The organism is Arthrobacter sp. B0427-1-12 (genome assembly GCF_059092905.1).
In genome coordinates this window covers 1-2,329 of record NZ_JBNHIC010000132.1, presented here as the reverse complement: position 1 = coordinate 2,329, position 2,329 = coordinate 1, and the positions used below count along the sequence as shown (strand labels likewise).

Annotated in this window: 1 protein-coding gene; it reads left to right on the top strand. The window is 67.2% G+C overall.

Annotated features, from left to right (window positions below):
- The first annotated feature begins 19 nt into the window (after positions 1–19).
- Positions 20–2,329, top strand: coding sequence for an FdhF/YdeP family oxidoreductase (locus tag AC5RWU_RS24105; RefSeq protein WP_493986694.1), 2,310 nt, complete (start codon positions 20–22; stop codon positions 2,327–2,329).

Genomic DNA, 2,329 nt, shown 5'->3' with positions numbered 1-2,329 from the left:
GAGGGAAACCGTGGATTTTGTGAGGCGGAGTGCGCCGGTTGCGGACATTGACGAGAGTGAGCTTGAGGTTCATGAGCCGAAGAGGGCCGCGGCCGGTGTGAAGGCTGTGGCGGTGGCGCTGGAGCGGGGGCTGGCGCAGGCCGGGGTGGCCCGGACGGCGCAGTCGCTGCTGCGGCTGAACCAGCGCGGCGGCTTCGACTGCCCGGGGTGTGCCTGGCCCGAATCGGACGGCAGGCGCAAGGCCGCGGAGTTCTGCGAGAACGGTGCCAAGGCGGTGGCGGAGGAAAACACGCTGCGGACGGTGACCCCGGAGTTCTGGGCCCGGCACTCGGTTGCGGAGCTGGCGGAGAAGACCGAGTACTGGCTGGGCAACCAGGGCCGGATCACCGAACCGGTGGTGATCCGGGAGGGGGAAATGCACTACTCGCCGATTTCCTGGACGGACGCGTTCGAGCTGATCGGGGAGCATATCCGGGCCACGACGCCGGAGCGCTGCGTCTTCTATACCTCCGGGCGCACGGCGAATGAGACGGCGTTCATGTACCAGCTGTTCGCCCGGTCGGTGGGTACCAACAATCTGCCGGACTGTTCGAACATGTGCCACGAGTCCTCCGGCTCGGCGCTGAATCCGACGATCGGGATCGGCAAGGGCACGGTCTCGCTGCAGGACATCCACGACGCGGAGCTGATCTTCGTCGTCGGGCAGAACCCGGGCACCAACCACCCGCGGATGCTGTCCGCGCTCAAGGAGTGCAAGGATGCGGGCGGGAAGGTCGTGGCGGTCAATCCGCTGCCGGAAGCCGGGCTGTTCAACTTCAAGGATCCGCAGACGTTCAACGGTGTCGTGGGGTCCGGCACGCCGTTGGCTGATGAGTTCCTGCAGATCAAGGTGGGCGGTGACCTGGCGCTGTTCCAGGCGCTGGGCCATCTGCTGCTGGAGGAAGAGGAACGCGTCCCGGGCTCGGTGGTGGATAAGGCCTTCATCGAGGCGCAGACGGACGGGTTTGAGGCCTACCGGGCTGCGCGGGCGAGCGTGGACTGGGCAGAGACGGAGAAGGCCACGGGCCTGTCCCGGCTGGAGATCGCCAGGGTGGCCGGGATGCTGGCCGCCTCCAGGGCCACCATCTTCTGCTGGGCGCTGGGGGTGACCCAGCAGCCGCATTCGGTGGATACGATCAAGGAGATCATCAACCTGCTGCTGCTGCAGGGCAATTTCGGCAAGCCGGGCGCCGGCGCCTGCCCGGTGCGCGGGCATTCCAATGTCCAGGGCGACCGGACGATGGGCATCTGGGAGAAGCCGAAGGAATGGCTGCTGGCCGCGCTGGACAAAGAGTTCGGCATCACCTCCCCCCGGGAGCACGGCTACGATTCGGTGGAAACGGTCGAGGCGTTCGAGCGCGATGCGGTGGACGTCTTCGTGTCCATGGGCGGGAACTTCTCGCTGGCGTGTTCGGATACCGAGGCGCTGGAAGCCGGGATGAAGCGGGTGGGGCTGACCGTTCACGTCTCCACCAAGCCCAACCGCTCCCATGTGGTGCACGGGCGCACCTCGCTGATCCTGCCGACCCTGGGCCGGACGGATACGGATGACAAGCATCCGGGCGGGGCGCAGTTCCTGTCGGTGGAGGATTCGATGTCCTGCGTGCATTCGACCCGCGGCCGACTGACTCCGGTCTCCGAGCATCTGCTGGCCGAGCCGGTAATCATTGCCCGGATGGCCCAGGCCGCCCTCGGGGAGGACCATCCGGTGAACTGGAAGGCCATGGCCGAGGACTACGACGTGATCCGGGACCACATTTCCCGGGTGCTGCCCGGATTCGAGGACTTCAACGCCCGGATCCGGACCAAAAACGGGTTCGTGCTGCCGAATCCGCCGCGGGATTCGCGCTCCTTCGCCACGGACATCGGCCGCGGCCGGTTCACGGTCAGCCCGCTGGAGTACCTGGCGCCGCCGGAAGGGCACCTGGTGCTGCAGACCATGCGCAGCCATGACCAGTACAACACGACGTTCTACGGGCTCGATGACCGCTACCGCGGCATCTCCGAGGGCCGCCGGGTGATCCTGGTGCACCCCGAGGACCTGGCGGAGCTGGGCTTCCGCGACCGCGAGCTGGTGGACGTCATCAGCACCTTCGCCGGGCAGGACCGCCGGGCGGACAGGTTCCGGCTGGTGTCCTACCCCACGGCGAAGGGCTGCGCCGCGGCGTACTTCCCGGAGGCCAACGCGCTGGTGCACCGGGAGAACGTGGCCCGCGAATCCAACACCCCCGGCTACAAGGCCATGTTCGTCCGGTTCATCCCGCACCGCGAAGAACCCCAGCTGAGCTGA